Here is a 6,586-nt window from a genome sequence, read left to right on the forward strand (position 1 = left end):
CGATGATTCCCTGGCGGGCGATGATTCCCTGGCGGGCGATGATTCCCTGGCGGGCGATGATTCCCTGGCGGGCGATGATTCCCTGGCGGGCGATGATTCCCTGGCGGGCGATGATTCCCTGGCGGGCGATGATTCCCTGGCGGGCTAATGCTAAAGGTGCAAGATTTCAATCGGTTGAGATCTTAAGGTTGAGAGCTTGCATCAGTCGCAACAATCCGCCAGTGGTTAAAACCACTGGCTAATAGCTCAAGTCGGTTAAAACCGACTAAATGCCATCAAACCAGTCCGTTTCAACGGACTTTCGCTACTCGCTGTGGGAATTTATTCCCTGGCGGACTGTTACACAAGCGAAAAAATTGGGCAAACTACCCTAAACGATAGGGAAAACTATTCATGGCTCTCTGGCGACTTTACTACCATCTTGTTTGGGGAACAAAACAGCGTCAACCTCTGATTAATCATGACAGAGAAACTATACTTTACCATTACATTATTGGCAAAGCTGATTCTCTAGCTTGTATTGTTCATGCAATTGATGGCATAGAAGATCATATTCATCTTGTGGTTTCTATTCCACCAAAGCTATCTATTGCTGATTTTGTTAAAACTATTAAAGGGAGTAGCGCCCATTATCTGAACCATAGCTTGTCCCCTACCTCAGATAAATTTGGTTGGCAAGAGGGATATGGTGTGTTTTCTCTGGGAGGTAAGCAACTGGAGCAAGCTGTAGCTTATGTTCAAAATCAGAAAACACATCATTTAAACAAAACGACTGTAGCCTCTTTGGAAGAATCTAATCATGAAGATGATTCCCCATCCCTTTGGCTTCCTAAATGAAATATGTAAATGCACCCTCGGGCAATACTTTCAGCAGCTCCGAGTTAAAACCGATTAATTAGAAAGTTTTCAGTTTGTTTTAACGGACTTTCGCTAAAAGCCCTTGGAATTTATTCCCTGGCGGGCTGGGAAAAGCGCGTTCGCGCAGCTAGCCCTTGGCATATCGCTCCCACCACAAATCTACAGCAATGACCAGTGCGATCGCTCCCACCACAAATTTACAGCAATGACCAGCGCGATCGCTCCCTCAAATCCCCACAAGCTAAGATCAAAATCATATCCTAATAGCCACAAACGGTTATGGTACAACAACTCCCCACCCAAACCACAAAAGAAATAATCTACCCAGACAACAACGGAGAACCAATGTCAGACAATACCAAACAATTTCGCTGGATTGTCACAATCAAAGAAAATCTAGAAATATTGTTTGCCAACAATCCTGATGTCTTCGTCGCAGGCGATTTACTTTGGTATCCCGTCGAAGGAAATAATAAACTCTGCCAAGCACCCGATGCAATCGTAGTTTTTGGTAGACCAAAAGGCGACCGAGGTTCCTACAAACAATGGGAAGAAGATAATATTCCCCCGCAAGTTGCCTTTGAAATCCTCTCTCCAGGCAATCGCGCCGGAAAGATGACACAAAAGGCTATCTTTTATCAAGTCTATGGAGTCGAAGAATATTACATTTACGAGCCAGACAAAATAGAATTGTCAGGTTTTCTGCGCGAGGGAGACTTATTAGAACCAATCGAACAGATAAACAGTTTTATCAGTCCAAGGTTAGGCATCAGATTTGAATTGAAAGAAGACACCCTGGAAATTTATCGCCCGGATGGACAAAAGTTTCTCACGCCTGTTGAACTAGATCAACTCAGAGAACAGGAACGTCAGCGTGCTGAAAATGCGCTCGCACAACTAGAACAAGAACAGCAACGCTATCAAGCATTGATAGAGAAATTGCGAAAACGAGGCATCGACCCAGAACAATTCTAATTGAGCGAGCGATCGCGCGCACAGCGTGCGGTCGGCATATCGCCTGGACCACCGCGAGATGCCTAAAGGCACGCTGCTGCGCTTTCTGTCCCTACATACAAACCGTTTTAAAGGATTTTAGCTTTAAGTCAGAAATTTATTTCTGGCTATTCTCCCACCTGAGAAAATATCTTCATTAATCCTAAACGCAACTTCACGAAAGCTTTACTCAAACACCCCATAACGATAAGGAAAATAGAGAGAGACACGCTGTTTTAAATTAATGGGCGTGAAAATTGGATGGGTGATACCTACTCTACAGATAGAGGGAAGATAGCTTAACCCGCTCCACGGTGCATCTACGATTTTCCAATACTTGAGGATTGTACCATGAGAGAACCAACTTCAATTGCCGAACTTGACTTGACGCCAATTCCCGGCAAGCAATACTGGAACATCGATCGCGAATGGCGGGAAGAGTTTATCTATTTTATCATGGTGGATCGGTTCCACGACAGTCTCAATCGCGCACCCCTGCTGAAAAGCGATCGCTCAAAAGGTAGCGGCAATAGCGAACAACTAGGAAGATTTTGCGGTGGCACCATCGAAGGCATTACCAATCATTTAGATTACATCAAAAACCTTGGCTGCACCGCCATTTGGTTGAGTCCTATTTTCGAGAATAACGGTGCATTTGAAAAAGACGGCAAACTTGATTACAACTCAGACAAATATCACGGTTATGCCATTCAAAACTATCTTAGAATTGACCCCCGCTTTGGCACCAAGCAAGACTTAATCGATTTAGTATTCGCTGCACACATCAGAAACATGCGGGTTTTTCTCGATGTCGTCGTCAACCACTCTGGCGATAATTGGTACTATCCAGGAGACTATCCCTATTATTATTACAAAGATCGACAATTTCCCTTTGGTGGATTGCGCCGCCCAGATCGTCCCATCCCCACCGAATTACAAAACCCAAATTACTACCACCGTCGCGGCGAAATTCGCAACTGGGATGCCTATCCAGAAACCCAACACGGCGACTTTTTCTCACTCAAAGGCTTCCATAACGATGACGACCCAGATGGTTTGATTCTCCAAGATATTTTAATCAAAGCCCACTGTTATTGGATGCGCGAAGCCGATATTGATGGGTTCCGCATCGATGCAGTCAAACACATGGGAGAACTTGCCGTTGCGCGCTTTTGTTCCAGTATTCGCGAGTATGCCTACCGCCTGGGCAAACGCTGGTTTTTCCTATTCGGAGAACTCGTCGCTGGAGATGATGCAATTAACCGCTATATTGGCCCCAATACTCCCACCCAAGTCAATAACAAAACCGTCTATTTTGGGTTAAATTCTGTTTTAGACTTTCCCCTTTACTGGTCGCTTCCCGGCGTCATTAAAGGCTTTAGTTCTCCGATGAATTTAATTAACCGCTATGAAGCGTTGAGGAATCATGCCCTAACGCGGGGAGAATTAGGGCGCTATCTGGTAACTTTTGTCGATAATCACGACCAAATTGGGCAAGATTACAAGCGGAGGTTTGCAGCCGATACCCCGGACGCACAAGTAATTGCAGCAATTGGATATTTGCTCTGTGCAATCGGAACGCCCTGCATTTATTACGGGACGGAACAGGGATTTTCCGGCAAAGGCAACGATGATAAATTTATTCGGGAAGCCATGTTTGACTTGGATAATCCTGAAGTTAACTACCTGAATCGAAATTGCATAATTTATCAAGAAATTGCCAAAATAGCCAAACTATTTCCACAAATTGCAGCCCTGCGCTTCGGGCGCATGTATTTCCGAGAAATTTCCGGCAACGGTCGCGATTTTGGCTTACCCCAAAGTCAACCTTGCACCCTGGCATTCTCGCGCATCCTCGCTGGCGAGGAAGTTTTAATTGCTTACAATACATCCACTACAGAACGTCGCAACGATTTCGTTATTGTCGATAGCGATATCCACAACAAACCGGGCAATAATATGAAGTTTATTTACGGAAAGCAGGGAACTGTCCCCGTCCAAAAACATGCCGATAATGAATCGCGTTTTATCCAACTAGAACTCGAACCCATGCAGTTCGTAATTTTGCAGTAGATCGGCAGTAGGGTGCATATTATAGCACCCTAAAAATTTTACCAACAATCCTAGATACCGGGTTTCTGGCTGCGTTCGCGTAGCGTGCCGGAGGCATATCTTTTGTTTCCATCAACGATTTTTCAGAGAAACCCGGTTTCTTATACTATCACCTTTGTTTCTGGCTGCGCTCTTTCGTTGCCATCAACGATTTTTCAGAGAAACTTTGGTGTTTGCGTCAAAAGGTTGCCAAAGTGGCAACACGGCTTTCTTGCGTTTGGTTATCTTGTCTAATAAGTCATACAACAACTGAGTCTTACACCTCTTTTATGTTGCGGTTCAGTGGTGATAAATCAGTTGTCATAATATCTTTTTTTATGACAATTGACCGTTGACCTATAAGCAGTTGCTGCAAGCCGATCAAAGCGAAGCAGCTTCTGTCTCCTTTCTTTTGTCAGGGGGTGCAAGACATCAGTTAATCTTGACTCGAATCAAAAGTTAACAGGAAGGTAAAAATGAACCCAAATCAAAGAAAGCACAGCACTCAATTTGAAATTAATGACCTGATTGATGATGCTGTGACAAATGCGATGGCGCGCCGAGGATTCTCGGAAGATTTGTCTGACGACGAAGCAGCAAGCGTTGCCGGTGGTAGGTTGGCAGTACCTGAAATGGCGATAAACGATATGATGATCGCAGGATATAAGCCTATCTGTCCGCCACCCATCAAGCCAATTTGTTTGCCCATCGATCCGGTTTGTCCCCCGATTAAGCCTTATCCGCCTCAGCCTTGTCCACCTCAGCCTTGTCCACCCAAACCTTGCTATCCGCCAGTTATAGCTGGGTTGATGTACATACCAGACAAAGGTGCTGAATTGGCTTAATTATCAGCCTTCAATTGTAAAAAAGGCTCTGCAATCGAGGATTAATTGATGGAAAACATTGCTGCCAGCTAGCGCCAAGCAACCGTTCAAGACAGCAATTAATCTTCACTCGATTCACAAGTTAACAGGAAGGTAAAAATGAACCCAAATCAAAGAAAGCCCAGCAGTCAATTTGAAATTAATGACCTGATTGATGATGCTGTGACAAATGCGATGGCGCGCAGAGGATTCTCGGAAGATTTGTCTGACGAAGAAGCAGCAAGCGTTGCCGGTGGTGGGATAGTACTAAGTGAAATGGCGATAGACGATATGGCGATCGCAGGATTTAAGCCAATCTATCCGCTACCCACCAAGCCAATTTGTTTGCCCATCGATCCGGTTTGTCCCCCGATTAAGCCTTATCCGCCTCAGCCTTGTCCGCCTCAGCCTTGTCCACCCAAACCTTGCTATCCGCCAGTTATAGCTGGGTTGATAGCCATGCCTGCTGAATTGGCTTAATTATCAACCTTCAATTGGAAAAAAGGCTCTGCAATCGAGGATTAATTGATGGAAAACTGCCAGCTAGCGCCAAGCAACCGTTCAAGACATCAATTAATCTTCACTAGATTCACAAGTTAACAGGCAGGTACAAAATGAACCCAAACAAAATAAGTTACAGCGGCATTGAAATTAATGACTTGATTGATGATGCCGTTGCCAATGCGATCGCCAGACGCAGCGGCTGGGAAACTTTGTCTGATGAGGAAGCGGCAAGAGTGGCGGGGGGTCAGACTGAAAGTATTGTATTAGAAGAGGCAGATCCTATTTATCTGCCCAAGGATCCTATTTGCGTGCCGATTGAGTTTACAAAGCTACGCATTAAGTTTATTTGTACGCCGCTTATAATGGGGAAAATTGCCCCACCACCAAACAAAGAAGTGCCTCTAGTTTAAGCCTTCAAGTGTTAAAAATTCTTTTTAGTAGAGGCTGAGTTTATGAAAGACATTGTTGTTGATACAACTACGCTTTGCCCCAGTGCCAGACCAGAATCAGAGGATGGTGTTGTCTTCGGGGTAATTGGCGGAACAGTAGCAGATCCCCGCGTTGCTTATCTCAAACAACCCCTCCCCATTACGGAGGAATTAATCGCAAAAGCCAGCCCAGTTACACCCGCCGAAATTTTTCGCACAGCGGCACCTTGTGCAACTAAAGGTTGTCAGCATTTTGATGGCAAAGATTGCCGTTTGGCAATGCGAGTTGTAGAGAAATTGCCAGCAGTAGCAGAAGAATTGCCCCCTTGTTCTATCCGCCGAGATTGTCGGTGGTGGAAGCAAGAAGGCAAAGCAGCTTGTATGCGCTGTCCCCAAGTAATTACGGATAATTACCAGCCATCTGAACTCATGCGCGAAGCGGCGACACCCAAGGTAAGTTAACTTCATCTGGAAAGTGAAGTGCGGATTTTTGAGGGCATCCAAATAGCTAATCGCTAATTGCTAATTGCTCATGGGAATATTTTCGATATCTACGATTAGCCATTAGCTATTATACGTTAATATTAAGGACACGGCATCCGCATATTGTTGGGTTAATTAAAACACTTACTAACCCCGTGTCCCTACGCTTAATATTAAGGACACGGCATCCGCATATTGTTGGGTTAATTAAAACACTTACTAACGCCGTGTCCCTACGCTTAATATTAAGGACACGGCATCCGCATATTGTTGGGTTAATTAAAACACTTACTAACGCCGTGTCCCTACGCTTAATATTAAGGACACGGCATCCGCATATTGTTGGGTTAATTAAAACACTTACTA

General features: G+C 44.8%; 9 protein-coding genes. All 9 read left to right on the top strand.

The features are described 5' to 3' along the window. A partial coding sequence (locus MiSe_RS46815; RefSeq protein ID WP_226593874.1) for a hypothetical protein occupies positions 1 to 242 on the top strand: 242 nt, incomplete at its 5' end. 151 nt (positions 243 to 393) lie between these two features. Then, positions 394 to 837 carry an IS200/IS605 family transposase gene (gene tnpA / locus MiSe_RS46820; protein WP_226593876.1) on the top strand — a complete coding sequence of 148 codons (444 nt, stop codon included), beginning with the start codon at positions 394 to 396 and terminating at the stop codon, positions 835 to 837. A 300-nt stretch (positions 838 to 1,137) separates the two neighbouring features. After that, positions 1,138 to 1,833 (top strand): Uma2 family endonuclease, encoded by a 696-nt coding sequence (locus tag MiSe_RS46825; protein WP_226593877.1) that lies wholly within the window; start codon positions 1,138 to 1,140, stop codon positions 1,831 to 1,833. 369 nt (positions 1,834 to 2,202) lie between these two features. After that, positions 2,203 to 3,924, top strand: coding sequence for an alpha-amylase family glycosyl hydrolase (locus MiSe_RS46830; RefSeq protein WP_226593879.1), 1,722 nt, complete (start codon positions 2,203 to 2,205; stop codon positions 3,922 to 3,924). A 494-nt stretch (positions 3,925 to 4,418) separates the two neighbouring features. Then, a complete protein-coding gene (locus tag MiSe_RS46835; protein WP_226593881.1) occupies positions 4,419 to 4,787 on the top strand; it encodes a hypothetical protein in 369 nt (122 codons plus the stop codon). Positions 4,788 to 4,925: 138 nt separating this feature from the next. Beyond that, positions 4,926 to 5,285 (top strand): hypothetical protein, encoded by a 360-nt coding sequence (locus tag MiSe_RS46840; protein ID WP_226593883.1) that lies wholly within the window; start codon positions 4,926 to 4,928, stop codon positions 5,283 to 5,285. Between the two features lie 134 nt (positions 5,286 to 5,419). Beyond that, positions 5,420 to 5,719: a hypothetical protein gene (locus tag MiSe_RS46845; protein ID WP_226593885.1), complete on the top strand. Its 300-nt coding sequence runs from the start codon at positions 5,420 to 5,422 to the stop codon at positions 5,717 to 5,719. A 42-nt stretch (positions 5,720 to 5,761) separates the two neighbouring features. Beyond that, a complete protein-coding gene (locus MiSe_RS46850) occupies positions 5,762 to 6,199 on the top strand; it encodes a nitrogen fixation protein (RefSeq protein WP_226593887.1) in 438 nt (145 codons plus the stop codon). A gap of 176 nt (positions 6,200 to 6,375) precedes the next feature. Beyond that, positions 6,376 to 6,586 (top strand): hypothetical protein (locus MiSe_RS46855; protein WP_226593889.1); only part of this gene is annotated, 211 nt, incomplete at its 3' end.

Source organism: Microseira wollei NIES-4236 (assembly GCF_020521235.1).
Classification (GTDB): Bacteria; Cyanobacteriota; Cyanobacteriia; order Cyanobacteriales; family Aerosakkonemataceae; genus Microseira; species Microseira wollei.